This window comes from Alteribacter salitolerans, from assembly GCF_016901055.1.
Classification (GTDB): Bacteria; Bacillota; Bacilli; order Bacillales; family Salisediminibacteriaceae; genus Alteribacter; species Alteribacter keqinensis.
Map to the genome: position 1 here is coordinate 30195 of NZ_JAFEUX010000007.1, position 25475 is coordinate 55669.

The 25475-nt window shown below is 47.5% G+C and carries 23 protein-coding genes; 15 read left to right on the forward strand and 8 right to left on the reverse strand.

The window, feature by feature from the left end; translation table 11 throughout:
* Positions 1-186: 186 nt before the first annotated feature.
* The 5 genes from flgL to JSY36_RS14030 all read left to right on the forward strand — a co-directional run bounded on the left by flgL (position 187) and on the right by JSY36_RS14030 (position 3767).
* Positions 187-1341, forward strand: coding sequence for a flagellar hook-associated protein FlgL (flgL, locus tag JSY36_RS14010; RefSeq protein ID WP_205166852.1), 1155 nt, complete (start codon positions 187-189; stop codon positions 1339-1341).
* A gap of 81 nt (positions 1342-1422) precedes the next feature.
* Positions 1423-2004: a DUF6470 family protein gene (locus JSY36_RS14015; protein WP_205166853.1), complete on the forward strand. Its 582-nt coding sequence runs from the start codon at positions 1423-1425 to the stop codon at positions 2002-2004.
* A gap of 122 nt (positions 2005-2126) precedes the next feature.
* A complete protein-coding gene (fliW, locus tag JSY36_RS14020; RefSeq protein WP_205166854.1) occupies positions 2127-2579 on the forward strand; it encodes a flagellar assembly protein FliW in 453 nt (150 codons plus the stop codon).
* Between the two features lie 2 nt (positions 2580-2581).
* On the forward strand, positions 2582-2812 hold the full coding sequence (csrA, locus tag JSY36_RS14025; RefSeq protein ID WP_122899087.1) for a carbon storage regulator CsrA: 231 nt from the start codon (positions 2582-2584) through the stop codon (positions 2810-2812).
* 259 nt (positions 2813-3071) lie between these two features.
* A complete protein-coding gene (locus tag JSY36_RS14030) occupies positions 3072-3767 on the forward strand; it encodes a response regulator transcription factor (protein WP_205166855.1) in 696 nt (231 codons plus the stop codon).
* A 109-nt stretch (positions 3768-3876) separates the two neighbouring features.
* Here JSY36_RS14030 and JSY36_RS14035 read toward each other — a convergent pair whose 3' ends face one another.
* Positions 3877-4368, reverse strand: coding sequence for a competence protein ComK (locus tag JSY36_RS14035; protein WP_205166856.1), 492 nt, complete (start codon positions 4366-4368; stop codon positions 3877-3879).
* 307 nt (positions 4369-4675) lie between these two features.
* Between JSY36_RS14035 and JSY36_RS14040 the strand changes: the two genes are divergently transcribed.
* The 8 genes from JSY36_RS14040 to JSY36_RS14075 all read left to right on the forward strand — a co-directional run bounded on the left by JSY36_RS14040 (position 4676) and on the right by JSY36_RS14075 (position 10724).
* Positions 4676-6049, forward strand: a complete 1374-nt coding sequence (locus JSY36_RS14040; protein ID WP_205166857.1) for a flagellin N-terminal helical domain-containing protein — start codon at positions 4676-4678, stop codon at positions 6047-6049.
* Between the two features lie 79 nt (positions 6050-6128).
* Positions 6129-6497 carry a DUF8042 domain-containing protein gene (locus JSY36_RS14045; RefSeq protein WP_205166858.1) on the forward strand — a complete coding sequence of 123 codons (369 nt, stop codon included), beginning with the start codon at positions 6129-6131 and terminating at the stop codon, positions 6495-6497.
* A gap of 579 nt (positions 6498-7076) precedes the next feature.
* The gene (locus JSY36_RS14050; protein ID WP_205166859.1) at positions 7077-7310 is read left to right on the forward strand and encodes a hypothetical protein; all 234 of its coding nucleotides are present in this window, start codon (positions 7077-7079) and stop codon (positions 7308-7310) included.
* An 83-nt stretch (positions 7311-7393) separates the two neighbouring features.
* Positions 7394-7750, forward strand: a complete 357-nt coding sequence (locus JSY36_RS14055) for a flagellar protein FlaG (RefSeq protein ID WP_205166860.1) — start codon at positions 7394-7396, stop codon at positions 7748-7750.
* Positions 7751-7861: 111 nt separating this feature from the next.
* Complete coding sequence (locus JSY36_RS14060) at positions 7862-9520, forward strand: flagellar hook-associated protein 2 (protein WP_205166861.1); 1659 nt, start codon at positions 7862-7864, stop codon at positions 9518-9520.
* A 20-nt stretch (positions 9521-9540) separates the two neighbouring features.
* Positions 9541-9942, forward strand: coding sequence for a flagellar export chaperone FliS (gene fliS / locus JSY36_RS14065; RefSeq protein WP_205166862.1), 402 nt, complete (start codon positions 9541-9543; stop codon positions 9940-9942).
* Positions 9942-10295, forward strand: coding sequence for a flagellar protein FliT (gene fliT, locus JSY36_RS14070; protein ID WP_205166863.1), 354 nt, complete (start codon positions 9942-9944; stop codon positions 10293-10295). Before fliS ends, fliT begins: the two co-directional genes overlap by 1 nt.
* 24 nt (positions 10296-10319) lie before the next feature.
* Complete coding sequence (locus tag JSY36_RS14075) at positions 10320-10724, forward strand: DUF8042 domain-containing protein (RefSeq protein WP_205166864.1); 405 nt, start codon at positions 10320-10322, stop codon at positions 10722-10724.
* Positions 10725-10961: 237 nt separating this feature from the next.
* Here JSY36_RS14075 and JSY36_RS14080 read toward each other — a convergent pair whose 3' ends face one another.
* The 6 genes from JSY36_RS14080 to JSY36_RS14105 form a co-directional block, all read right to left on the reverse strand.
* Entirely contained in the window at positions 10962-12485 is a 1524-nt protein-coding gene (locus tag JSY36_RS14080; protein ID WP_205166865.1) for a sodium/proline symporter, read from the reverse strand.
* A 493-nt stretch (positions 12486-12978) separates the two neighbouring features.
* Positions 12979-13566 (reverse strand): glycerol-3-phosphate responsive antiterminator, encoded by a 588-nt coding sequence (locus JSY36_RS14085; RefSeq protein ID WP_205166866.1) that lies wholly within the window; start codon positions 13564-13566, stop codon positions 12979-12981.
* 47 nt (positions 13567-13613) lie between these two features.
* Complete coding sequence (locus JSY36_RS14090) at positions 13614-14396, reverse strand: HAD-IIA family hydrolase (RefSeq protein WP_205166867.1); 783 nt, start codon at positions 14394-14396, stop codon at positions 13614-13616.
* A 90-nt stretch (positions 14397-14486) separates the two neighbouring features.
* Positions 14487-16253 carry an ABC transporter permease gene (locus tag JSY36_RS14095; protein WP_122899058.1) on the reverse strand — a complete coding sequence of 589 codons (1767 nt, stop codon included), beginning with the start codon at positions 16251-16253 and terminating at the stop codon, positions 14487-14489.
* Positions 16250-17377 (reverse strand): ABC transporter ATP-binding protein, encoded by a 1128-nt coding sequence (locus tag JSY36_RS14100; RefSeq protein ID WP_122899056.1) that lies wholly within the window; start codon positions 17375-17377, stop codon positions 16250-16252. The genes JSY36_RS14095 and JSY36_RS14100 overlap by 4 nt, the downstream gene beginning before the upstream one ends.
* Positions 17378-17414: 37 nt before the next feature.
* Positions 17415-18452 (reverse strand): ABC transporter substrate-binding protein, encoded by a 1038-nt coding sequence (locus JSY36_RS14105; protein WP_205166868.1) that lies wholly within the window; start codon positions 18450-18452, stop codon positions 17415-17417.
* Between the two features lie 392 nt (positions 18453-18844).
* On the opposite strand from JSY36_RS14105, the gene JSY36_RS14110 reads away from it, so the two are divergent.
* Both JSY36_RS14110 and JSY36_RS14115 read left to right on the forward strand, forming a co-directional pair.
* A complete protein-coding gene (locus JSY36_RS14110; RefSeq protein ID WP_419466045.1) occupies positions 18845-19747 on the forward strand; it encodes an ROK family protein in 903 nt (300 codons plus the stop codon).
* 65 nt (positions 19748-19812) lie between these two features.
* On the forward strand, positions 19813-20334 hold the full coding sequence (locus tag JSY36_RS14115; RefSeq protein ID WP_122899051.1) for an acyl-CoA thioesterase: 522 nt from the start codon (positions 19813-19815) through the stop codon (positions 20332-20334).
* A gap of 362 nt (positions 20335-20696) precedes the next feature.
* Here JSY36_RS14115 and JSY36_RS14120 read toward each other — a convergent pair whose 3' ends face one another.
* The gene (locus JSY36_RS14120) at positions 20697-25133 is read right to left on the reverse strand and encodes a S8 family serine peptidase (RefSeq protein ID WP_336511496.1); all 4437 of its coding nucleotides are present in this window, start codon (positions 25131-25133) and stop codon (positions 20697-20699) included.
* Positions 25134-25475 lie beyond the last annotated feature (342 nt).

Below are 25475 nucleotides of genomic sequence, written 5' to 3' on the forward strand. Positions count from 1 at the left end.
GATGAGCGGAAATCAGCATCTACCATTAACAGACGTATAGCAAAGATGGGCATCTTCGGTGCTAAGTCCAATGCCTATCCTTTTTCCTGAGTGTATTCCGTTAAACGAAGCTTAATTTCATTGATACTAACAACCTTAATTTTATTAGGAGTTACTTTACATAATGATGAGAAAAGGGTGTAAACGATGCGCGTAACACAATCGATGCTTTCAAACAATTCGCTCCGTCATTTAAGCCAGAGCTACCAGCAGCTCCATACACTGCAAAACCAGCTTGCCACAGGGAAAAAAATCTCGCGTGCATCGGAAGATCCTGTTGTGGCCATGAACGGGATGCGCTACCGTACACAGGTAACCGAGATTGAGCAGTTCAAGCGAAACCTGGGTGAAGTGAACAACTGGATGGATAACTCTGATGCCACTTTGGATAAAGTGGCTCACTCCCTCCACCGTGTCAGGGAACTGACAGTGCAGGCTTCCAATGATACGTATGAAGGAACCCAGAGAGATAACATTGCAAAAGAAGTGGAGGAACTCCGAAAGCACCTTCAGTCTCTGGCCAACACAAAGTCCAACGGGAAATACATCTTTAACGGGACGAACACCACGAACGAACCGGTCCGGAACGACCTTCTTGATGCAGGCCTTGACAGTGGAGGCTTCCAAAACTGGGTTGCAGGTGAAGAAACCGCCCACGAGTATCATATTACCCACCACGGTGTGCGGTACGACCGCATTGAAGACGGGGCGGATATCGTGTTTGAAAGTGCAAGCGGAGACCGGATTGTACTCAGCGGCTTCCCTGAAGATACTACGATTGAGCGGCAGTGGACAGCAACGGATGCGGATGGAAATGTGACGCAGGAAACAAGGGAGATGCCGGAAAGAGAGATCGTCATCTCCGCGGACGTATCTGTGTCGACAAACAACAGTAAAGTGGAAATAGAGCTGTTAAAGGGCGTGAACATGCCTGTCAATATTGATCCTTCTGCTGTGTTTTCGTCGGACTTTTTTGGAGATCTGATTCAGCTTGAAAAAGCCCTCCGGGATCCGGATGTGAAAGGACCTGAACTGACAAAGTTTATCGATACCGTTGACCATCAGCTTGAACGGGTGGTCAATGAAAGGGCCGAGCTTGGTGCCAGACAGAACCGGATTGAAATGATGGAAGACCGTGTGCGGGAGCAGGAAGTCATCGCAAAGCGGGTGCTGTCGGATAATGAGGATGCAGATATGGAAAGGGTCATATCCCAGCTCATGTCTCAGGAAAACGTCCACCGGGCAGCCCTTGCTTCATCTGCCCGGATTCTGCAACCGTCATTAATGGACTTTTTACGATAGAAAAGACGGAGTGACTGAAAAAGACAAGAAATGGTCTTTGCCGGTCACTCCTTTTTAAACGCCGGGAAAAAGGAGGCTGCGATGGATATTCCACAGGTACGAATTCAGTCAGAGCAAGGTCAGATCGGGATGTCACACTCCCGCCCCTATATGCAGATCAGGCAGCATAACGCTGTGATGGAAATAGATCAGGAGCTTGCCGGAACAATATCGATCAGCAGGACAGCGTCAAAGCTGTTTATTGATCAGAGCGAAGCCTTTGCCGATGCGAACCTGAAAAGCCCACTCCGGATGGCATCGGAATGGTCAGCGGGCGGAAAACAGCGTGCTCTTCAGTACGCAGCCAAAAAGGCGCAGGAGGGGGAGCAGCTGAAAGCGATTGAAAACGGTGTGAATATGCTCCCCCGGGTGGCGAAAAACCACAGTGATCCTCCGGCGAAAGAAATTAATCTTGGGTACATGCCAAAAAACATGTCACGGGTCCGGTTTACCTATCAGCCTTCTGAAATCAAAGTGGACAGCGCCTGGCCGGATCCGTCCATCCGCTTTCATATTCAAAAACCGGAACTTTCGGCTCCCCCCTGGGAGGTTAATGTGTATATGAAAAAGAATCCATCTATCACGATGGATGTCGTCCCTTCTTTAATTAATCGACTCGTTTAGCTATAGTTTTACAAAAAAATATAGAATTTTGTAAGATTTTCGTAATAATTTGTAATTTGCTATTGGCTTTTGAGGTAACTTTTTCTAAAATAGACATATGCTTAAATTTTGGAGTGATTTTCTTGCAGCTGAAAACAAAATATTCAGGAGATGTGGAAGTGGATGACAGTCAGGTTATTCATTTTCCCCAAGGGATTCCAAGCTTTGAAGAGGAGCGCTCATTTGTAATGCTTCCTTTCAGCGCAGAACCCAACCCGTTTTATATTCTACAATCGGTGACCACCTCAGAACTTGCCTTTGTTATGGCAGACCCTTTTCCTTTTTTCTCTGATTACCGTGTTGAATTAACGGACAGTACGATTGAGCAGCTGGATATTAAGAAAGAAGAAGAGGTATCCATATTCGGTGTGCTTACGGTCAAGGATCCCTTTGAGGAGACGACCGTCAACTTAAGCGGACCGATTGTGATTAACAACCGTGAAAAAAGAGGAAAACAGATTCTTTTGCAGGACGGTAAGTACCATACCCGGCACCGGTTTCTTACAGAGTCCTCTGCACACAGGGAGGCCCGGTAACGATGCTGGTCCTTTCAAGAAAGCTGAATGAGTCAATCAAGGTCAGTGATGACATTGAAGTGAAAATTATTGCTGTTGACGGGGATCAGGTAAAGCTCGGGATCGAAGCCCCCCGCCATATCGATATTCACCGTAAGGAAATTTACGACGCCATACAGAACGAAAACCAGGCCGCTGCACTCACTACTGTCGAAATGTTGAAAAAATTATCCGACTCGGTTAATAAGTCTTAGGTTCAGGGTCACGGTTTAAAATCGAAGTGACTTAAGACTCACGATCCGTTAGCTAAATGGTGGGGGATAGTTCTTTTGGTCTACTTAAAGTGTGAGTAAATTTACAAATTACTAGTTTAATTGTGGAAAATCGTAAAACACCCCCAAAAAACAAGAAAATACCTATGACAGTCACTAACAAAAAACGACAATCGAATCTTGTTGGTTTTTCGAAATAACTGATAAGCTATTGGTATAAAGTAACAGAAAGGAGATCTAAATGATGATTACAATGACGAACACTCCAACTATCACAGCAAATGTTCTGTTTTTGGATCAAAACCAGCATTTAACCGCAAGTGATATGGAAGAGTTATCGTATGAGTATGCAGACTGTCAGTTTGATCACCTTTCAGCATTGCCTAGAATAGATAATCATTACGATTTTATTGTGGTGCTCGCCCATAGCCATGACCGCTCCACCGTACGCAGACTTCATGCACTTATTGAATCAGAAGTTCATACAAATATTATTGTAGCAAGCGTGGAGGACAACCCGGCTTCTCTGTTTCCATACATAAATAACAATATCCAGGGTTTTATGTCACTGCGCTATTTTAAAGAAAACGCTACTTTTGTGTTCAGGCATATGAAAGAACAGGCACTGTTCTTGGAGCCGGCCTATCATTCAGTGCTGATACTTGAGATCGAACGCATCAAATTAAGAGAACAGCCGATTAAGAAGCTGATTCTTCAAAAAGAAATCGTACAGGAGATTCTATCTGAAAACGAACAGAATGTTCTTCAGCTCCTGCTGGAAGGAAACAATAATCTTCAGATTGCCCAGTCACTTTACCTGGCGCCTTCAACGATCAGCACGATTATCAGTCATCTGCTTAAAAAGATGAATGCTAATGACCGCACAGATGCCCTCGTCAAATCCATTCGAAACGGATGGGTCGACGCATACCGCTAACCTTTTTTTAAAGAAAAAACGTTCACTATAGTGAACGTTAATAGATATGTGGATTTGAGGAGGCCGATTACGCCCTCCTTTTTATTTTTTATTAGTGACAATTGTAATTTTACAGTTTCGCAAACAGTGACATGCAGTGGGACGCTCTTGTCATTTGTTTATCCAGTACATGCTTGGACACATTTAAATCCAAGTGCTTCCCCGTGGAAAAGTGAACCCTTGAGTGGGGCTTCTTTTTTTGCTTTGGCGGTGAATCCTTTCCTTCTATTTCAGATACTTTCTTCAGGTGCTGGGAAAATATCCAGGCACACTCATGGATGTGAGGAGATTGTGTTGGGAAGGCACAAATGCGATGAGAAATAGATAAAGGAACAGGCACCCTCTTCTGAAACCCTGTATGAAACAACACGGCATCTCTTCTTCCATTAAATGATGAACCTCCGCTTAAACAAGCATACTCAATAATCTTGATACAAGGCTGGGCAACATAAACTGTCCGATCCAATTCTACGGCTTTTGCTTGATAGATCATGTCTGCATGTGGTAACAGCGCTAACGTCTGATACCCTACTTCGTATTCTTCTACATATACTTCTTTCATCAGGATCATCTCCCTATATTAAGTTGTAGGTAATATATACCATACATCCATAATATGACATAAATAAACACAAATCAATATAAATTTTACAAAAATAAACAATATTTACACAATTCACTTTACTTGTCTCCGAATTTATTTTTAAAAAAGTTAAAAAACAATTAAACACCGAGGACCTTCGACCGATATAAGAAGTGTCAAGTTCACAAAGAGGACGGCTGCAGACGTTCTCCCTCGTGAACAACCAAACGAAACTTCCACTCACAAGGACGTGACCGGAAGCCAAAACTCAAGGAGGAATTTTATTATGATTATCAACAACAACATTTCAGCACTAAACACACACCGTCAGATGGGGATTAACCAACAACAAAATGCGAACTCTATGGAGAAACTTTCTTCAGGCCTTCGTATTAACCGTGCAGGAGACGATGCAGCTGGGCTTGCAATCTCTGAAAAAATGCGTGCACAAATCAACGGTTTAGATCAAGCTAGCCGTAACGCACAAGACGGTATTTCAATGATTCAAACTGCAGAAGGTGCACTTGACGAAACGCACAGCATCCTTCAGCGTATGCGTGAACTTGCAGTACAATCTGCAAACGACACAAACACAAATGAAGACCGTGCTGAGATTCAGAAAGAGATTGATCAGTTATCAACCGAAATCAAGCGAATCTCTACTGATACTGAATTTAATACAAAAAAATTGCTTAATGGAGATATGGGTAAAACCGTTCAAAAAACTGCTGGAGATGCAGAGTTTGGGAATTTAAAAGCTACTGGCATTGATTTAGACAGTGGAAGTTATGCTTTAACTGTAACTGATGCTGGCACAAATACAATTACTGGTACTAGTGGAACAACTGCTTTTACTGCGACTGATTTAACAGCTGAAATGGATGTAGCCACTGGAGCAGACATTTCTTATGGTTCCTACACTTTAAATGTTACAAACAATGATGGAAGTACTGCAGATATCGAATTAATTGGTCCTGGTGGAAAAACTACAACTGTAACAGGACATGCTTTAGACTCCGATCTAGAGATTGGTGGAATTGATATTGGATTTAGTACTATTGAAATAGAGGAAAATCAAACAGGAACTTTAAAATTCGACTTAACTGCAAATGGGCTAGATATTGATCTGACTGGTGATAAAACTTCTGGAACAGGTGCAATTACTGCTTATGATGGTGGAACTTTAAATGTAGGTGGTTTTGAATTTGAGGTTACTACAGGTACTGCCACATCAAATGGAAACGCTGCAAATTTAACAGTGATTAATAATGCAGTTAAATTTCATATTGGAGCTAATGAGGACCAAAACACTCAACTAGCAATTAATGATATGAGTGCTACTGCTTTAGGAGTAAATGACTTGAACGTAACCAACCAAGATGGAGCAAATGAGGCTATCACTACTATTAATAATGCGATTGAAACAGTATCTTCTGAGCGATCAAAACTAGGTGCAATTCAAAACCGTTTAGAGCACACAATTTCTAACTTAGATAACTCTTCTGAGAACCTATCAGCTGCAGAATCTCGTATCCGTGACGTTGATATGGCTGCTGAGATGATGGAAATGACTCGTTCTAACATCCTTTCTCAAGCTTCTCAATCAATGCTTGCACAAGCTAATCAACAACCACAATCTGTATTACAATTACTTGGATAATTTTATTATTCAACTTAAGAGAGGCTCTAGTTATGCTAGAGTCTCTTTTTACATTATGAAGGAAGGTAAGTGAAATAAAATGGATAAATATATTGATGTAATGAAACAATCTGTGACTTTAACAGGAACAATCATTGAAGGACTACAACATATTCAAAAGGAATTAGGAGAAGGGAAGCTTCAAGATACAGTTTTTCTTTTTGAAGATGTTGTAGCAGGATTTTTAGCAGTGGAGAACTCGTTAATGCCTGTTAAAGAAGAATTAGAGATGAAAAGTGTGGAAGAGAATTTAACTAGCTTGAAAAATTCATTAGAGCTTGTTGTAACTGCTTATGAGGCAAAAGATATAGCAAAGGTTCAAGAACTGATGCAGTTCACACTAGTTCCACAGGTTAAGAAGCTAAAAGAAGAATTAGAGGATATGTTTCAACCTTACGTTACATCTTGATGGTGTAGTAGATGGGCGTTAATGCAAAATGTAAGTGATAATAATTGAATAGGGAAAAGGGGGAGTTGCCGGAGAAGCGCTTCCTATGTGGGCTATAACACAATTATTGTGGGGGATCTTTTGTTCAAGTTTAGGGACTTTAGCTTAGGCTAGGGTCTCATTTTTATTTAAACAATAACAAAAACAAAGAGGTATAATAGGAAATGGCAAATGATTAAAGGAGGAATTTAAAATGGAACAAAAAAGTCAGTCACAACACATAATGGAACTAACATCTGAATTATTAGATGACATAGAGCTTAGTAGGCTAACTCCTGAGGGATTACTGTTAAAAATGGAAGCGCTGGGACGGACCTGATGCTTCCAAATAATAAAAACTAACAAGGTGCATGGCTCATGGCTCTGTGAGTTGGCATTTATCATTACTGTAACCTATTTTCAATCCTCTCTACTATTCCATTAAGATTATCAGTTCACTTTTACAAGTAGACAAACGAATTGGAAGCACCAGGTCCGTCCCATCGCTTCCCAGAACGCGTGACCAGCATGAGGAGGTGGCGCCCTAAAAGGGGATAATCTATGAAAATAAAAGAAACGAAGGCATTTCTTAGAGACCAACTTGATTGGGTTGAAACGCAAGACGAGATCTATGCTCAGATGGAGTCCAGGCTCTATGAAATGAAAGAGATTGCGGAGCTTTGTTCCCAATCTTTCATTTTTGATTATGAAAGAAGAGAGCTTCAAGAGCGAATGGATGAGCTTAAGACGGAAGTGATTGCTCTTGAAAAACAGCTCCACGTAGTTGTTCATTGATTTATCACAATCTTCTAAAGAAAACGATCCGAACCCCGATATATAAAGTGTAAGCATACAATTACATATGGGGAGGGGTTCACATGGATGTGAAGCCGGTTGGTTCGATGACAGTTAATGACCTTTTTGCAAAGGTTCAAGGAGATCGGACCGAGAATAACCGCCAGGGATGGTCAACTGAGTCAGAGAGAACAATTGAAAAGAAAAAAAACTGGTCAAAGGACGAGCTGTCTGAAAAGTTGGATACGGTAAACAAGCTGTCAGACTTACAGAATACAAGTGTCCAGTTTCAGCTCCACGAAGGACTAGACCGGATGTTTGTAAAAATTGTAGATCGGAATACACAGGAAGTAGTTAAAGAGATTCCGCCTGAGGAGTTTCTGGACATGATTTCGTCGATGCTGGAGTTTGCCGGGATTATTATTGATGAAAAGATTTGACTAAAGACAGAGCTCGAGAAATCGGGTTCTTTTTTGTTTCATCAAGTGCTTCACAATTCCTTTGTTCCCACCGATAAAAGAAATAGAGAATAGGAACGGGAGTGTGGGACGATGAGTGAGATGCTTCGATTTGGCGGGTTGGCTTCAGGTCTTGATACACATCAGATTGTCGATGATCTGATGAAGGCCGAGCGGATTCCTTTGGATAAAATGCAGCAGGACAGGCAGGTTCTTGACTGGAAACAGAATGCCTATCGGGACGTGAACCTGCAGATGACAAAGCTTCGTGATTCGTTTCGTGCAACGGGTCTCGGGCTTCAGAGTACATTTTTACAAAAAGCAGTCTCCAGCTCAAACACAGGTGTGGCCACAGCTACGGCAGTAGGAAATGCCCCTAATACGAGTGTGCAGCTTCAGGTCCAGCAGCTGGCCACTGCCACGTCGTGGATTACCCCGACAGGAACGGATGATCCCGGCGTAAATGAAAATGTTCTGGATCAGCGGGTCAAAGACTGGTGGGGAGACGGGGAAGGGCTGGCGTTTGTTGACGGACGGGCAACCATTTCCCTTGATGTGAAGCGGCCGGGAGGAGAGTTTGAAACCGTGTCTTTTCACGTTGATGAAAACGACACGGTCGCACAGGTGTTAACGAAAATGAACCGGTCGGACCTTGGGGTGAATGCCTATCTTGATCAGAGTGCGGCGGCAGGGGCGGTTCCCCAGATGATTATGACCATGACCGAGAGCGGGAGCGGCAGTGCGATCCGCCTGGCAGCTGAGGGTGAGGATGGAGATCCTTCGACGTCTGCGAACGGCCGTGCCCTGTTGGAGGCGTTCGGTTTTGGGTTCGGAACTGAGGATCTCCCTCAGCTGGAAACAGGTGCCGGGCAGGAGGGACAGAATTCCCGTTTCAGCCTGAACGGTCATGGGACTGAGCGTACGACGAATAACTTCACGATCAACGGAATCAACTATCAGTTGACGGGAGAGACGGTTGGGAATGAGAGGGTGACGATTACGGCTCAAACCGATACGGATAAGATTATGGAAAAGATCATGTCCTTTGTTGAGGAATACAATGAGCTTGTGGATACGATCAATGGGTCTCTGCGGGAGGAACGGTTCCGGGATTATCATCCTCTCAGTGATGAGGAGCGCCGTGCCATGAGCGAGCGTGAGGTGGAGATGTGGGAAGAGAAGGCCATGAGTGGTCTACTTAGGCGTGATCCGGCTCTCAGCTCTGCTCTCAGTGGGATGCGGATGAGTTTGTACTCGAGTGTGCAGAATGAGGCGGCGGGGATGTTTAAGGACCTGGCCTCGATCGGCCTTGTGAGTTCGTCTGATTATATGGACGGCGGGAAGATTGTTCTGGATACGAACAGCCGGACGATGCCGGACGGGCAGCGTCTTAACGGTGAGGACCGGCTCCGTGCGGCGATTGAATCGGATCCTGAGGGGCTTTATCAGCTGTTTATGGGAAGCGGCGAAACTCAGGCAGAAGATGGCGTTTTAAGGCGTCTTCGGGGAAGTCTCGATACGGCAATTGACCGTGTGACCCAGCGTGCCGGGCGTGAGGGGCGCACAATGCATCAGTTCACTCTCGGGCGCGAGATGATGAATATGGATGACCGGATCTCGAATTTTGAGCGACGGCTTCAGCAGGTTGAACAGCGGTACTGGAATGAGTTTACGGCTCTTGAACGGGCAATGGCCAAGGCGAATGCCCAGGCGGATCAGATGTTTTCCCTCCTAGGCGGGGGCATGATGTAGGAGAAAGGTGGACGATTGGGATGGCAGTAAGAGATCCTTATGCGAATTATAAACAGCAGAATATGCAGACAAAGACTCCGGGAGAGCTGACGTTAATGCTCTATGAGGGGTGTGTGAAGTTTATCCGGCGCGGGGAGAAGGCGCTGGAAGAGGGAAACATGGAACTGAAGAACGAAAATCTGATCAAGGCGCAGAATATTATCCGTGAGCTTATGGTGACGCTTCGGGTGGAAACGGATACAGCGCGGAATATGATGCAGATGTATGATTTTATTTTGTCACGCCTGACAGACGCGAACACGAAAAATGATGTGAAGGCGCTTAAGGAAGCGGAGCGGTTTGTCGTTGATTTTCATGAGACATGGAAACAGGTGATCAAGATTGACCGTCAGCGTCGTCACGGTGCGGGAGTTCAAGGGTAATGACACGGGTACAGGAATTGTATACCATCACGAAATCCCTTCATGACTTTGCAAAGGAACGACCTGAACCTGATGAGCGTGGGGCGTTTATTGAGCGTCTCACAGATATGCTGGAGGAGCGGGGCGAAGTGCTGGCCGGGCTTGAGGGGGACTACTCCGATGAGGAGCGGGCGGTGCTGAAGGAAGCGGTTGATATGAACAGTCTCATTGAGGAGCGGTTGCAAGAGGAGCTTCGTCATATTAAGATGGACATGAACGAGTTGAAGCGGAAAAAGACGACCGGACGCCGGTACGAGAATCCTTACGGGGAGAGCGGACCGGTTGACGGGGCGTTTATTGATCGGAAAAACTAGCAGTCTGAGTTAGGGTGATGGTTGATGTCCGGAAAAGTAACAGCTGCCCAGTCGCGGTTTCTGGAAAGTTACGTGGAGCTTTTGGGCGAGCTTGAAGATGTGTACGCATATGTAAGCGAGTGCTACATTAAAGGCGACGTTGATATTGGGGACAGGCTCCTCCGTGATGTGATGAAGGGGATGCTTCCGTATCATCCCGAAAATATGACCGTTGTGTCTATTTTTGGTGATGACGCTGAGGCGATGCAGGTGCTGGGTAAATTTCATGGTGCTGTGCTGCAGGCGGTGGAAGTTGAACAGCGGTTTGCGGACGGTGAGGGTACAGGCGAGCGGATGCGGTTTTTGCATGAGGTACTGGTGCGCCGGTATCAGTCTTGGCGTGTGATTGTTGAAAAGAAGAAGAGTGAGTGGGAATCCTCGGGAGAATGAGGGTTCTTTGTGTTTATTTAGGACTTGGAATGAGGCGATGCTCTCATAATTTTAAGAAATGTTGTCTGTGAGAGTGTGTTTGGAAGGAAATTGGATGCGGATCTGGTTATCTTAACATTCATCCGTCAAATCTTAATATAAATCCGTCATAACTTTACAAAAAGCCTCATTAAAAAGAGATTCATTAAAAAAGCACCCCCGAAAGGAGCCGCGTTCCTCCTGCCGGGGGTCATCTGTTTATCCTGCTTTCTTCATTTCGTCGACCATCTGATCGGCGTTTTCCGGTTTTTTCGTAAATAAGCTTACCACTACGGTGAAGAAAGTGGCCACGAGGAATCCGGGAACGGCTTCATAGGTGATACCGAAGAAGTACTGTTCCAGGAAGGCCTGAACGTCGATGATGGCGTATGTCCATTGCGGCTGCTGGGCAACCATGATGACTGTGAACAGACCGGTGATCATGCCTGTCAGGACGCCGGCTTTTGATAATCCTTTCCAATAGAAGGTTAAAATCAGGGCCGGACCGAAGCATGCGCCCAGTCCTCCGAAGGCGAACAGGACCATCCAAAACACAAAGTCGGTTGCGGTTGACGCAAGCCAGATGGAGAGTCCCATCAGTACCATGATTACGAGACGGCTGTAGGTGATCAGCTTTCGCTGGGAAATTTCTTTTCCTTTTGCGAAAATGCGGTCGTAAATGTCACGGACCACAGCGCTTGCCCCCACAAGAAGCTGGCTGTCGGCACTGCTCATGATCGCAGCGAGAACGGCAACGAGAAGGATGCCGGCAAAGAACGGATTGAGTACTTCAGCGCCGAGTGACGTGAAAATCTGCTCGTTGTTCTCGCCCGGAAGCATGTCCACACTCGGGAAGTAAACGCGGCCGATAAGACCGACCATGATGGCGCCCCAGCCCATGATTACATTCCAGAACGTGGCGATAAGGGCGGCCTGGCGCATTTCCCTGACATTTTTCAGACTCATGTAGCGGACGATGATGTGCGGGTTACCGGGGCTTCCAAAGCCGATACCGATAAGACCGATGACGGCACCGAAGGCAAATGCGAAAGGACTTGTAAAGCCGCCTCCTTCAGCCTGCATCACCTCAAGCACCGGTCCGAATCCGCCGAGCTGGAAGATGGCTACGATCGGTAAAATAATTAAAGAGAAAAACATAAAGCCGATTTGAAGGACGTCGGTTTTACTGACGGCGTGGAATCCGCCGAGAATCGTATAAAGGAAGATAATAGCCGCTGTGAGCCAGAGACCCTGCGTGCTGGAGATCCCGAGGCTTCCTGAGAAGGCTGTTCCCCCGGCTACGAGCTGGCTTCCAACGTAGGCGACCATAAAAAAGAGTATGATCAATGAACTTACGAGACGGATTATTTTTGTTTTATCCCCAAGTCGGTTTTCAAGGATGTCGGGGATGGTGATGCTGTCGGTTTTTTCGCTGAATGTCCGGAAGCGGCGGGCGACGAAGAAGAACATGAATACTTCAACGGTGATGTATCCTGCGACGGCCCAGACGGCGTTCAGGCCGGTGAGATAGGCGGTTCCGGTAACCCCGAGTACGAGCCAGGCGCTGCGGCCGGAGCTTACGGCGGAGAGTGCCACTGTCCATTTGCTCAGGTTTCGGCCGGCGAGGAAGAAGTCAGTGAGTCCGCCGGAGCTTTTACGTGAGCTCATGACGCCGATCAAGATGAGTAAAAGTAAGTATAGAATTAGTACGGTTACAGTTAACGGATGTGCGGTGATGTCCATAGTATTGTCCTCCTGGAGTTATAGTGTGTTTGCTAGTTTTGCTGGTCCTGCCTGGCGGTGACAGCGTAGCATACGCCGCCGAGTGTAAGAATGGCCAGTGGAACAAGGATGAGGCCGAAGAAAATACCAAATGTCACAGGATCACCTCCTAGGTTGTTTCTACTATTATATTATATTCAGAAAATAATGAAAGTTTGTTCAGCAGTGAGCATAGGGGGAGAAATTAATTGGAGTGGTTCGTCTGCAATGGAAGATTTCCAAAAGGAAGTTACTTTCTGAAGGTATCTGGAAGAAAAATGGATGTGGATCTGGTTATCTTAACATTCATCCGGCAAATCTTAATGTAAATTCCGCATAACTTCATACAAATCCGTCATAACTTAACACAAAGCCCCAATAAGCATGCTGCAGGTAGGGCAGAGGGCTCTATATGGATACGTTTAACACAACTCCAAAAAAGCACCCGCCGGCATCTCGGCAGGTGCTTTCATTTTTATAAATCTGTATGCCACAGCCTTGGGCTCCCGCATGAGGCTGCGAGTGCGCCGGCTTCAAGGGCGTCACTGATTTCCTGTTCGTTTTCAATGAGTCCTCCAACGATAATCGGAAGGGGGGTGACGTCGGTAAGGCGGGTAATGACCCGCGGAATTACGCCCGGGAGGATCTCAACGGCATCGGGATTGGAGGATTCAATCATCTGGATGCCTTTTTTGATGGCGCTCTTATCAATGAAGAAAAGGCGCTGAATAGTAATGAGGCCTTCTTTTTTGGCAAACTTAATGAGGTGGTTCTTCGTTGTGATAATGCCTTCGGGCCGGACCTTTTCAGCGATAAATTTGATGCCGCTCCGGTCGTTGGCAATACCATCGACGAAGTCCAGATGGACAAACACTTTCATCCCGTTGTCGTGCAGTTTTTTGACGCTTGCCGGGACGCTTAAAATATCACCGGTCATGAGAAAAGCGACATTGCAGTTGCTGTTGATGGCCTGTTCCAGCTTCTCCGGACTGTTGACCGCTGCGACAACCTGCGATTCGATCAAATCGGTGATGATGGGTATTTGTGGTCCTTTGTTGTCCATAGTGGCTGATCCCTCATTTTTGTGTAATAAAACGCTTTCTTGTTGGTCTATGTTACTATCGTATGGATTTCCTTGACGCTTGTCAACGTATAATCCGGTTGATATTTGGAATTTTTCCACATATCAATGGTCGTGATCCCTGAAAGTACAAGGACGGTTTTCATGTTATTATCAAGCCCCATTTTAATGTCCGTTTCAAGTCGGTCACCGATAATGTAGCAGTCCTCCGGTTTAAGCTGAAGGGTTTGAAGGGCAATGTCTGTGACTGTGGAAGAGGGCTTTCCCGCAATCACATCCACCGGCTGTCCTGCAGCGCCTTCAAATGCGCCGATAATCGCACCGCAATCGGGAATTTCACTGTTGTTTTCCATCGGGCACGTGCGGTCAGGGTTGGTGGCTACGACGGTCGCTCCGTTACGCCATGCCTGAAAAGCCATATTGAGCTTTGCGTAATTGAAATCCCGGTCCCACCCGAGAACCACGTACGAAGCGTCCAGCGGTTCATTAGTGACGGGAACGCCTGCTTTTTCAAGTTCGTCCAGAAGGGGACGTTCGCCGATGACCCACGCCGATTCGGACGGGGCAGCGTGTTCTTTTATGTAGTGGGCGGCTGCCACGTTGGAATTGATGATGTTATCAATCGTCAAGTCAATCCCCATCTTTTGAAGTTTGTGAAGGTAATCTTCCCGTGAAGCGATGGATTTGTTTGATAGAAAGAGAATCTTATGTCCTTTTTCACGAAGGGCATTAATCGCCTCCGGAACGCCTTCAATAATCTCGTCTCCCAGATAAACGGTGCCGTCTAAATCAAAAATAAAGCCTTTTTGCATGGATTTCATCTCCTTTAAAATGATAGGTCAGTTGTTCTTTAAAAAAGCCCGCTATGAGAAGTTCTTCATAGCAGGCTCGTAGTTAATGAATTAATAAAGAGAATTCTTCGTAATTTTGTTCGCAAGAGCCTGGAGGATCAGGACGATCCCGATAATCAGAACGGCCATTGCAGAAGCGGTGTACACTTCACCACGGAGGAGGTTCTGGAACACGACGAGAGACATCGGTGCCCAGTTTGACGGTGCCATGAGGATCGTGATACTCGTTTCTTTAATAACGGTTACGAATACGAGAATGGATCCTGCGGCGATTCCAGGCAGCATAAGCGGTCCGACAACGGTAATGATCGCCAGAAGCTTGGATGCCCCCAGGTTGACCGCGGCTTCTTCAATGTCACTCTTAATGGCCATCATCGTACCCATCGTAGAGCGGATCATGTAAGGCATACGGCGGATCGCGTAGGCCACAATGAGCAAGAACGCTGTTCCTGTAAGCTGTAGCGGTGCTGTATTAAACATTTGGATGTACGCGATACCGAGTGCGATACCAGGTACGATCAAAGGAACGGATGAAATAAAGTCGAGCTTGGTTGCGTTTTCCCGTACAACAAAGTAGGAAACGAAAGTGGCAATGATTACACTGATCACCAGTGCGCCTCCTGCCAGGATGATACTGTTCAGAATGTTGTCACCTGAGCGGGTAAAGATCGTCTGATAGTGATCAAGGGTAAAGCCACGCGGAAGCAGGTCTGCGCCCCACGTTGTTGCAAAGGACTGCATCACAACGGATAACACTGTGAGTACAGGGATTAACACGACAAGACCTGTGTAGATCGCAAGGGAAGTTGTTACGATTTTATTGTCGTTAAGCTTCGTCCCTTTTGGTTTACCGGAAAGGGTGCCGTAGTCTTTTCCTTTTGTCACAAGGCGCTGGAGCCAGAAGAACAGGGCTGCCACAACGACCATGACCACAGTAAGAATAGAGGCACCGGCCCAGTTAAAGAAACCGGAAATTTCACGATACGCTTCTACAACGATCAGGTTAAGTCCGTCCGGTGCAAGGATGATCGGTGTACCGAAGTCCGAGAAGCTGACGGTAAAGATCAGCAGGGCACTGGAGATAATCCCCGGAATCGCAAGGGGGAACGTGATGAAAATCATCGTCATCCAGTTTTTTGCTCCCATGTTCTGTGACGCTTCTTCAAGGGAGATGTCGCTGATTTTAAATGCTGCAACCATAGGCCATAAAGCAAATGGGAAAAAGAAGAATGTCTGAATCATGACGATCGCGGTCATGGAGTAGGCGCTGATGAGCGTGCCGTCTCCACCGAGAGACTGGTAGATCGTCGTTACCCACCCTGTACGGCCAAACATAATGATAAAGCCGGCAGCTGAGATAAACGTTGGTACAATGATCGGCATTGTACAAAGAGCGGCAAAAGTCTTTTTAAACGGCATCGTTGTTCTTGCAAAACCGTAGGCGATCGGCAGACACATGATGATAACAAGTAAAGATACGCCTAAAGAGAGTGCAAGACTGTTTCTGAGTGCCGAGAAGTACACGCCTCCGCCAAACAGGCTTCCCCAATGCTCAAGTGAAGCGTTTGAAAGGCGTTCCAGGTTGGCCGATAAAATATCCGGGTTGGTTAAGGAACCGAGAATATTGACCGGCTGGCCGGTAAAACTGACGATCAGAACGGACAGGAGCGGTAAGAGTAGGAAAAGAAAGAAGAACGCTCCAATGAATAATTTCATAATGGTCAGGCTGTCAAACTTTGAGAAGCGGCTGTTTTTTGTTTTTTTATTCGGACGTTTTGGCGGCTGGGTCTGAACCTGAGTTGGTGTGCCGTTGCTCATATCAGCAACACCCGTTCCGGTTCAATCGTAAGTTTTACTTTATCCCCTTCTGTCAACAGCGGAACACCCTGGTAGTAAGGCTGTTCGACCATAAACTCAAATTCTCCCACCTTTACGTCGTAGCGGATATTCGGTCCGAGATACGTAAACATTTCCACCGTGCCGTCCAGAATGTTCTGAGCTCCTGCAGGTACCTGATCACTTTTGTAAAGTTCAATTCCTTCAGGTCGGATAAGGGCCTGCACTTCTTTTTTGTCCGGTTTGTAGGAAGACTTAATGGTTTGACCTCCGACCTTTACAGTAACTCCGTCAGCGTGCTTGTCTACGACATCGCCCTGATAGATGTTGGAAGACCCTACGAAGTCAGCGACGAAGGATGTTTTTGGATGACCGTAAAGTTCAGTCGGTGTTGCCTGCTGGACGATTTCCCCGTCCTTCATAACGGCGATACGGTCAGCCATACTCATGGCTTCTTCCTGGTCGTGGGTTACGAAGAGCGTTGTAATACCAACATCCTGCTGAATTTTCCGGATTGTCGTCCGCATCGTATTCCGCAGTTTTTTATCCAGGTTGGAAAGGGGTTCGTCCATCAGAAGAACGGCAGGCTCCATAACGAGGGCACGGGCTAAAGCAACACGCTGCTGCTGTCCGCCGGAAAGTTCATTTACGCCCCGGTCAGCCAGATGGCCCATTTCCACGTAATCGAGTGCTGCATTTACTTTTGTCTGGATTTCTTTTGACGGGGCGCCAAAGCGTTTGCTCATGAGACGGGCAAGGCTTTTCACTCTTCGTCCCGGTGAACCGGAGTAAACTTCACGGACGGTCAGGCTGTACGCTACGTTTTCAAACACGTTATAGTGTGGGAAAAGGGCGTAGCTCTGGAACACCATTCCGCAATTTCGTTTATTGGCAGGGACGTTGTTGACCACTCTGTCACCGATCGTAATTTCACCGGAAGTTGGGGATTCAAAGCCGGCTACACAGCGCATCGTCGTTGTTTTTCCGCAACCGGATGGACCAAGAAGGGCGAAAAATTCGCCCTCTTTGATGTCCAGGTTCACGCTTTTCAGTGCTGTTACGTCTTTATATTTTTTGATAAGCTGATTTACTTTTACTGAACCCATGAATATAGCCTCCTACTGTTATAGCCAGATAATTTTTTTATTGGTAACGGTCGCGCCATTGCTGACGAATGTCGTCGTAGTTGTCTACAACCCAGTCAATATCAAGGTCCTGTGCTTTATCCTGAAGAGAGTCAAGAGTAAGCTCGGATTTTGGTTCTACATTAGGGTCCATCGGGATGTGGTACCAGTCAGCTTTAATCTGCTGTCCTTCTTCAGAAAGCATGAAGTCAACAAACTTCTGTGCGCCTTCTGGGTTCGGTCCGTCTTTGATTACTGAAACCGGGTTAACAAGGATTGGTGTGTTGTCCGGTACGTGGAAGCCTACAGACTCACCGCGCTCTGCCATTTGATAAGCCATGAAGTCAAAGCCGATTCCCATTGATGCTTCACCGGAAGCTGCCGCCTGTGCAGGAGCACCGCCGGAGTCAGGCATGGAGTTCATCTGGCCGACAAGTTGATCTAAATACTCCCAGCCTTCTTCTTCACCTTTGTCCTGAAGCTGGCTGATGATAAACAGTGTTGCCGTTCCTGACGCTGCCGGGTTTGGCATTTGAAGCTCATCTTCCCAGCGAGGGTCCAATAGCTCGTCCCACGTTTGTGGAAGCTCATCTTCGTCTACAAGGTCCGTGTTGTAAATAAGGCCGAGGGCAAATACTTCAACGCCAACCCATTTCCAGTCTTCGTGACGTACTTTAATGTCGTCTTCAATAACGTCCCAGTCCGCTGCAAGTTCAGGAGTGTAGGACTCGATAAATCCGTGCTCAATAGCTGACTCGAAAGGGAGGATACCGCCGCCGCCATACCAGAGGTCTGCCTGAGGGTTATCCATTTCTGCAATCATCTGGTTAACAAGAACGTTCGTACCTGCATAGTTTACGTTTACTGTGCCACCGTGTAATTCTTCAAACTTTTCTGCCATTTCACGTGTCATGTCCGGTGTTTCAGGAGAGTAGATCGTGATTGTGCCGAGGTCATCTTCGCCATCACCTGTCGCATCATCGCCACCGCCGCATGCTGCAAGAATAAGAGAAAAAGAGAGAACAAGAACGAGTAAAAACCAACTGTTTCTTTTCATAGAAAGAAACCTCCATCCATTTAGTATTTCGCTAAAATGTTAGCGTTTTCATAAGGAATAAAAAAAGAGAAGACAGGTACCCAAGGACACACTGGTAGCGAGGTAACGTACCAGTCGTCCTTAAGGGTGATCTCATCTTCTCTTCCCTTAATTCCGATTTGAATTTATCTAAATTATAGCACAAATAAAAGCGTTTACAATAGATTGTAAAGAAAATATTACGAAATTGTGAATTTTATTAATGGAAGCTTTGGAAGGTGTGGGAAAGGGGTCGTGCGAGGACCGTACGGGGTCTGACCCTGTGTTCACCCTTGAACACAGGGTCAGACCCCGCACGATTTTGTGGGAAATTGTATAATGGGGAGGAGAATGAATGATGAGGTGGTATGGCTGTGAAGAAGACGATTGGAATTGATCTGGGCGGCACAAGCGTGAGGGTGGCTCTTGTAAACGAAAGAGGGGAGATCCTCGTCCATGAAAAGGCGGCGACTGAGCCGGAGCTTGGATTCGAAGCTTTTTTGGATAAAGTCTGCGGTATGATTGAGCGTGTACAGGGCGATGAGCATGCTGAAGGAATTGGCCTTGGGGCACCGGGTCCTCTTGATCCGTTCAACGGCTTGATCCTTGATCCGCCGAACCTTCCCGGATGGAGAAATGTGCCTATCGCACAACGCATAAGCGAACGGACAGGGAAGAAGGTAACCCTCGATAACGATGCGAACGCTGCGGCACTTGCTGAATCCCGGTTCGGCGCGGGGCGCAATGAAGACAGTGTGATCTACATAACTGTAAGTACCGGCATCGGAGCCGGAATTGTCCTGAACGGCCTGCTTTTTATCGGAGCACAGGGCAATGCTGGGGAAATCGGCAACATGATTGTTCAGCCCGGGGGGGATCAGCACGGCATCCTGAACCCGGGAGCTCTTGAGGCACTGGCTTCCGGTACGGCAATCGGCCGTCTCGGGGCCGAGCGCATGGGTGTGACGGGCGGAGCGAAAGACGTGTTCGAACGTGCCTCTCACGGAGATGATGCTGCTCAGGCAATCATCGACGAAGCCATCGGCTACCTTGCCATCGGTGTCGCCAACCTGATGAACAGCTTCAATCCGGCCGTCCTCGTTTTCGGCGGCGGGGTCATGGAGCAGGCGTCCGTCCTGCCCCTTCTCAAAGAGAAAGTCACCCCTCTTCTTTATCCGAGTATGAGGTTCTATATTAATATGAAGAAAGCCGGTCTCGGAACCGATGCCGGTGTGATCGGCGCCGCACTTTTATCCGTCGTGAAACGAATAAAATAGCTTTTCGCGTATCGTTCGTGGTATTCTTTTTCATATTAAACGTAGACGCGAAAGGGGTCATCCAAATGACAGACACAAAAACATGCAAGGAATCGCGGGTAATCAAAACGGCCCACGTGTTCCCGAGCGATACAAACAATCACGACACCTTATTTGGTGGGAAATTGATGAGCTTCATTGACGACGTGGCATCACTCTCGGCGATCAGGCATGCGCGGATGCCTGTGGTGACAGCGAGCACAGACTCCGTGGACTTTTTAACACCGATCGTTCCGTCCGATTCGGTATGTCTCGAGTCATTCGTGACGTGGACGGGCAAGAGCTCAATGGAAGTCTTTGTGAAAGTAGTAGCAGAACATTTACTGGACGGTGAACGCCGGATCGCCGCTACCGCCTTTTTAAGCTTCGTCGCCCTGGACGAAAACAAAAAGAAGGTACCGGTTCCAAAGGTTGTCCCGGAAACGGACGAAGAGAAGAAGCTTCACGAAACAGCCCCCGTCCGCCTCGAAGCCCGGAAAAAACGCCGGGAGGAAAGCAAGGAGCTCGCTTCTTATTTAACGACGAAGCGTCTTTGGGAGCAGGGGTAGATTTTTGGCGTTCCCGCCGTTTCGGCTGGAGCGCTTTTTTGCGGGGGAATGTAAAGATATGAAGGTTTTGTGTAAAGTTATGCTGGATTTTTATTAAGATATGAAGGATTTTTGTTAAGATAACCAGATCCGGATCCAATTTATTTCCAAATGCAACTTTTTCAAACACCAGACACCAGCGAAAAACATTTTTTGAACTTTTTCATTAAGATATGTTCCCTCTATATTAAGAATCGGGATCTCATTGTTAAGAATTGTCTCCTTAATATTAAAAATTGGAGATCTGCTCCCCAAACTTTCCCAATTCCGCACAAAAAAAGGATGCCCGCCACCCGGCGGACATCCTTTTCTTCAGTTTGAGGTTACTCTACGTTAATGTAAAGCTTACCTGCTGCTCTTTCACGTTCTTCATTGCCATAGTCGTCGCGGACGATGACTTCGACTTCAGCGCCTGGTGCTTCTACGTTAGAGGTTGCTGTGTAATAACCGACGTAGTAGCCAGGAGACTGTTCCTGCATTGGCAGCTCAGTTGCGTTTTGAGCTGATGGCAGGTTCGTCAATGGCATGAGGATGACGAATGATGCGTCGAGTCCTTCTTCAGCGTTGAAGCTGATCAGAACCGTTTCACCGGCGTTCAGATTCATGTCTTCTTCCGGTGTTACATTCGTAATTTCATAGTCACCGAAGTTTGCGTAAATGGTCATGTTTTCGACTGTACGGTTACCCGCGTGGTCGATGGCAACGACGCGAATGTCGTTTGCACCTTCATCAAGAAGGAGGCGGTGGTTGAAGTTTCCTTCATCGTCAATGTCAGCACGCTGACCGTTGACGTTAACGCGGCGAAGGTTCTCGTCAATCGCCTGTCCTTGAACACGAACCGTTTCAGTGTTTACGCGGTCGCCGTCAGCAGGGCTTGTGACAACAAGCTCTGGAGAGTCCTGATCAAGGATGACAGTTACAGGAGCAGATTCACCGGTGCGTCCGTTCTCTGTGCTTGCTGCAGCAGTCAGAACGTTTTCGCCGGCAGTAAGGGACACGTCAGTTGCGAAATGACCATTGTCATCTGCAGTCGTGTGAGCCACTTCTTCACCGTTGTTGGAAACGTGAACGTCTACGCCAGGAGACGCCTGACCTTCAACTGTTACACTATCTTCGTTCGTGTGCAATCCGTCTTCTGGAGACGTGATTTCAGGAACCGTTACCTCGTAGTTTACGAGTGCACGGATCATATAGTTCCCTTCAGCTGCAGGAGACTGGCTGAAGGATCCGCCGACATACTGCCAGCTGCGCTCGGCGTATGGACCGTCTTCATCTGTTCCAAGGCCTGGAGCGTAAGGGTTTGGCTGAGTCTGGATGTACATCATGTAGAAGTCTCCTTCTACAACAACACCTTCGCTTGACAGGTCAACCTGCGTCCACGTACCGTCACGGTTCGCTTCAGCATTAACCGGTCCTGCGATCATGTTTCCAGGAGCTCCGTTTGTTCCTGTTGCGTCATAGACAGCAACCTGGAACTCAGTTCCGCCTGGTACAGGCCATTCCGTATCCCAGAAACGGAACAGTCCGCCTGTGATAAGGGCACTGTCCTGGCCTTCTTCAAGGCTCATTCGGACAGCCCAGCCGTTGCCTGCGTCAAAGAATGCACGTGCGTTTTCAGCAGTACCGTCATCGTAGCCGATTTCGCCAGGGAATCCGATGAACGGAGTAAGGCTGAAGTCAGCAACAGTTACTTCGTCGCCAGTGATTGTCACTTCTGTTTCGTCACTGTAGAACGATGGAGCGAATACTTGAAGTGTGTACGTTCCTTCGTAAGCGTCGATTGAGAATTCACCGTTTTCATCTGTGTGAGCAGGTGAAACGCGTGGGTCTTCTTTTAATAGAAGAGTTGCGCCTTCAATTGGCTCGTCAGTTGCTGCGTTTGTTACTGTACCGGAAACAGTACCGCTGTCCAGCTCGTCCAGTACGAAGTGAACTTCAGCGGTTTCGTCAGCTTCTACAACAACGCTCTCCTGAGCTGTGTGGAAACCGTATGCTTCTGCGCGGACCGTGAAGTCACCGGCAGGGTGCATCATGCTGTAGCTTCCATCAGCCGGGTTTGTCTGAACCGAACGTCCGGATTCAAGAACAGATACTGTTGCATGCAATGGAAGTCCGCTAGTGTCTTCCACTACAGGATCTTCATTGTCAGTGTCACCGTCGCGACCTTTCCCTTTGCCAGGGTGACCGTCGCGATGTCCAGGTGGTGTAAACTTCGCGTCTTTACCTGATGGAGCTTTGTGAACCGAAGGATCTGTCTGTTTTTTGGCCAGACCCGGTGCATTGACGTTGCCGATGCCTTGATTCATTGGAGCCATCATCTGGCTGATGCCGGAGTCAATGATGCCGACAGAGCCTCCGAAATCGTCGGTGCCTGTTGCTTCATCTGTTAATGATACGTGGTCGATATACCAGCCTGGGCGGACGATGATGAAGTCGGAGTAGGCGTTATAGCCGACAACGATGCGTTCACCAGCGTAGTCGCTCAGGTCGATGGATGCGTCAACCCAGCCTCCGGACAGACCGTTAACTGTGTGAAGCGTTTCCCATGTGTCCATGCCATCTGTTGAAACGACAAGGTAGCCGTAGTCGTAGTTATTTTCAAAGTTGAACCACTCTTTGTACTCGAGGTAGAAGTCGCCTTCGTCAGGAACTTGTACCGGAGGCATAATGAGTGTTGCGTTCATGTTGTTGCCGTAGTCACCGCCAAGGTTCGTTGCGTACACGTTGTCGCCAGTGTAGGCTTCTCCTGGTCCGGAAGTCGGTGCTCCCCAATCCCAGCTGTCATTTTCGCCGAAGCTCATCCAGCCTATCGGGTTGCTTGAGAAGTCCTGGAAGTAGCCTGTGGAGATGGCTTCGTTTACAGCAACTTCATAGATTTCCGTTTCAACGGTGTTGCCGCCGAAGTCGTCGATTGTAAAGAAGTATTCTACTGCCGGTGCGTCAATGTCTGAGCCCGGGATGGATACAGTGTATGTGGCGTCGCGGTAGTTTCCGCTTGAGCGTGTTGCGTCAAGCTCGTGCCATTCGCCGTCTTTTTCAAAAGAAAGAGTAACGTCAGTGATGCTTACGTTGTCCTGAACGTGGATCTCAAGTGGAAGGTTCAGGCCTTCGTATGTTTCAGCAGGAGCTGTGTGCTGGTACGTAGGTGCTTCAGTGTCTTCACCTTCCTGAAGTACTGTTCCAGCAATGCTTCCAAGGCCGTCAAGGATGCCGGCTACTGCGTCGTAAGCGTTGATAATCCCGTGTCCGAATCCGTTGTTCGGCGCTTCAGGATACTGGCTGTTCGTGCGTGGTGTTGCTGTTTCTTCCATGATTTCAGCGATGTCATCATGGGAAAGATCAGAGTTTACCTGCTTGATCAGTGCCACGAGTCCTGCTACGTGCGGTGCTGCCATGGATGTACCATTCCAGCCGCCAGCGTAGTTGGATCCTGGAACCGCAGAGCGGATGTTAACACCAGGAGCACTCACATCAGGCTTCATTTCATCATAAGGGGATGGACCCTGGGATGAGAAGCTTGCAAGGTTCATGCTTGCATCTGTTGCACCTACTGCATAGGATTCAGGGTAGTTTGCAGGAACGCCTACTGTACCCGGACCTGCTGTGTTACCGGCTGCGAATACCGGGAAGATTCCGGCTGCCTGCCAGTTTTGTACCATCGGACGGAACCATTCGTTCAATCCGCCTGCACCGCCCCAAGAGTTGTTTACAACGTCAGGAGCCATTTCAGGGTGAGGGTTGCCGTTTGCGTCTTTTGGAGCAAGAAGCCACTCACCACCGGCAAGGATGTTGGCTTGTGTACCGCCGCCGGAAGCAGCAAGGATCTTAACTGCGATCCATTCGGCGCCCGGTGCAACACCGATTTTATTTGTGCCGTTTGGTTCAGCACCAAGAGTTGTACCATTTACGTGCGTTCCGTGACCGTGGTCGTCATAGGAAGCTTCCTGACCGTTAACAGCGTCAAAGAAGTTGAAGGTGTGGTCAACGGAGTCAGTTGCTGAGTCATATCCGCGGTACTGTTCTTTCAGTGCCGGGTGATCCCACTGAACACCGGTGTCCATGTTGGCAACGACGATTCCCTGACCGTCGATTCCCATGTCCCATACTTCATGAGCACCGATCTGTTCGATGTTCCACTCCACGTTTTCGTTTTGTGTTTCTGGCGTGGATGCTGGGGCGCCTTCTGCTTTAAGGTCAGGGCCGCCTGCACTCAGAATCTGGAATGTTTCGTTTGGTGTGATTTCAGCAATCTCTGAAAATCCTTTCAAAGATTCGAGGACTTCTTTTGTAGCGGTAACCTCAAGTCCGTTAACGATATAGAAAGACTGGAAGCTTTCTACGTTACCGGCAGCCTGCTCTTTTTCGAGGAAGGCTTTGAGTTCCTTTTGGGACTCCATCTGAGTGGAGCGAAGTTCGGAAACAATCGCTGTACGCTGAGCGAGTGTTACGTCAGACGTGTTGGCGATTTGGATTTTATTGCTCGCTACGTCTGCTGCTACTTGTTCTGCATCGACCTGATCTTTCATCTTAACGAGGAAGGAGACGAATCTCTCATCCTGGAATTCTTTTACTACATCGCTGCTGATTTCAACGGCAGCGTCTTTATTTGTTTCCTGTAAGTAAGATGTGGCTGCTCCGTCACCGGCGCTCGCTGACTGGGCACTCGCATGCTGAGGCAGTAACATCGGAATCATTAAAGCGAATATCATGGTAAAGATGATCCACTGGCGTATCGTTCGTTTCTTCGGCAAATCAATCACTCCTTCTTATTTTGGAAATTGTCGGGGGTCTGTCCCCGCACAAAATGTTGCGGGGACAGACCCCTGAACATTTTGTGAATGTTTGTAAGAGCTTGAACGGGTGGCTTGTCCGCACTTGCCTGAATAAATATGTACGGGTCGCCGCTGATACTTGGATGATGTTTGCGTTTTTTAGATAAGATTGATTCTAAGATGCCGTTTGTGGAAGTTCTGCTGGTGGTGCAGTTGGAAACCGGTCTCAGCGCCATTGGAAGAAACTCAGCTTGTCCATTTAACAGCCTGTTAGAGTGAGAGGGGGGGAGGCTGTTTATAGTGGTTGCCGGTTCTCTTTTCCATGGATAC

Excerpts from the sequence above, each read along its gene's own strand:
- flgL (WP_205166852.1), top strand. The coding sequence starts at position 187 with ATGCGCGTAACACAATCGATGCTTTCAAACAATTCGCTCCGTCATTTA.
- JSY36_RS14015 (WP_205166853.1), top strand. The coding sequence starts at position 1,423 with ATGGATATTCCACAGGTACGAATTCAGTCAGAGCAAGGTCAGATCGGG.
- csrA (WP_122899087.1), top strand. The coding sequence starts at position 2,582 with ATGCTGGTCCTTTCAAGAAAGCTGAATGAGTCAATCAAGGTCAGTGAT.
- JSY36_RS14030 (WP_205166855.1), top strand. The coding sequence starts at position 3,072 with ATGATGATTACAATGACGAACACTCCAACTATCACAGCAAATGTTCTG.
- JSY36_RS14035 (WP_205166856.1), bottom strand. The coding sequence starts at position 4,368 with ATGAAAGAAGTATATGTAGAAGAATACGAAGTAGGGTATCAGACGTTA.
- JSY36_RS14040 (WP_205166857.1), top strand. The coding sequence starts at position 4,676 with ATGATTATCAACAACAACATTTCAGCACTAAACACACACCGTCAGATG.
- JSY36_RS14045 (WP_205166858.1), top strand. The coding sequence starts at position 6,129 with ATGGATAAATATATTGATGTAATGAAACAATCTGTGACTTTAACAGGA.
- JSY36_RS14050 (WP_205166859.1), top strand. The coding sequence starts at position 7,077 with ATGAAAATAAAAGAAACGAAGGCATTTCTTAGAGACCAACTTGATTGG.
- JSY36_RS14055 (WP_205166860.1), top strand. The coding sequence starts at position 7,394 with ATGGATGTGAAGCCGGTTGGTTCGATGACAGTTAATGACCTTTTTGCA.
- JSY36_RS14060 (WP_205166861.1), top strand. The coding sequence starts at position 7,862 with ATGAGTGAGATGCTTCGATTTGGCGGGTTGGCTTCAGGTCTTGATACA.
- fliS (WP_205166862.1), top strand. The coding sequence starts at position 9,541 with ATGGCAGTAAGAGATCCTTATGCGAATTATAAACAGCAGAATATGCAG.
- fliT (WP_205166863.1), top strand. The coding sequence starts at position 9,942 with ATGACACGGGTACAGGAATTGTATACCATCACGAAATCCCTTCATGAC.
- JSY36_RS14075 (WP_205166864.1), top strand. The coding sequence starts at position 10,320 with ATGTCCGGAAAAGTAACAGCTGCCCAGTCGCGGTTTCTGGAAAGTTAC.
- JSY36_RS14080 (WP_205166865.1), bottom strand. The coding sequence starts at position 12,485 with ATGGACATCACCGCACATCCGTTAACTGTAACCGTACTAATTCTATAC.
- JSY36_RS14085 (WP_205166866.1), bottom strand. The coding sequence starts at position 13,566 with ATGGACAACAAAGGACCACAAATACCCATCATCACCGATTTGATCGAA.
- JSY36_RS14090 (WP_205166867.1), bottom strand. The coding sequence starts at position 14,396 with ATGCAAAAAGGCTTTATTTTTGATTTAGACGGCACCGTTTATCTGGGA.
- JSY36_RS14095 (WP_122899058.1), bottom strand. The coding sequence starts at position 16,253 with ATGAGCAACGGCACACCAACTCAGGTTCAGACCCAGCCGCCAAAACGT.
- JSY36_RS14100 (WP_122899056.1), bottom strand. The coding sequence starts at position 17,377 with ATGGGTTCAGTAAAAGTAAATCAGCTTATCAAAAAATATAAAGACGTA.
- JSY36_RS14105 (WP_205166868.1), bottom strand. The coding sequence starts at position 18,452 with ATGAAAAGAAACAGTTGGTTTTTACTCGTTCTTGTTCTCTCTTTTTCT.
- JSY36_RS14115 (WP_122899051.1), top strand. The coding sequence starts at position 19,813 with ATGACAGACACAAAAACATGCAAGGAATCGCGGGTAATCAAAACGGCC.